This window comes from Streptomyces spinosisporus, assembly GCF_022698145.1.
Classification (GTDB): domain Bacteria; phylum Actinomycetota; class Actinomycetes; order Streptomycetales; family Streptomycetaceae; genus Streptomyces; species Streptomyces spinosisporus.
The window spans coordinates 1-706 of the sequence record NZ_JALDAX010000063.1; the positions used below are offsets into that span (position 1 = coordinate 1).

The 706-nt window shown below is 66.6% G+C and carries 1 protein-coding gene; it reads left to right on the plus strand.

From position 1 onward, the window contains the following. On the plus strand, positions 1-706 hold a 706-nt coding region (locus MQN93_RS43710; RefSeq protein ID WP_242713920.1), incomplete at both ends, for an alpha-amylase family glycosyl hydrolase.

Genomic DNA, 706 nt, shown 5'->3' on the forward strand with positions numbered 1-706 from the left:
TGCTGGCGGAGGCGAACCAGTGGCCGGAGGACGTCGTCGACTACTTCGGCGACTACGAAAGCGGCGGCGACGAATGCCACATGGCCTTCCACTTCCCCGTCATGCCCCGCATCTTCATGGCCGTCCGCCGCGAATCCCGCTACCCCGTCTCCGAGATCCTCGCCAAGACCCCCGCCATCCCGTCCAACTGCCAGTGGGGCATCTTCCTGCGCAACCACGACGAACTCACCCTGGAGATGGTCACCGACGAAGAACGCGACTACATGTGGGCCGAATACGCCAAAGACCCCCGCATGCGCGCCAACATCGGCATCCGCCGCCGCCTCGCCCCCCTCCTGGACAACGACCGCAACCAGATCGAACTCTTCACCGCCCTGCTGCTGTCCCTGCCCGGCTCCCCGATCCTCTACTACGGCGACGAGATCGGCATGGGCGACAACATCTGGCTCGGCGACCGCGACGCGGTGCGCACCCCCATGCAGTGGACCCCCGACCGCAACGCCGGCTTCTCCTCCTGCGACCCCGGCCGCCTGTTCCTGCCCACCATCATGGACCCCGTCTACGGCTACCAGGTCACCAACGTCGAGGCCTCCATGTCCTCCCCCTCGTCACTGCTGCACTGGACCCGCCGCATGATCGAGATCCGCAAACAGAACCCCGCCTTCGGCCTGGGCACCTACACCGAACTCCCCTCCTCCAACCCGGC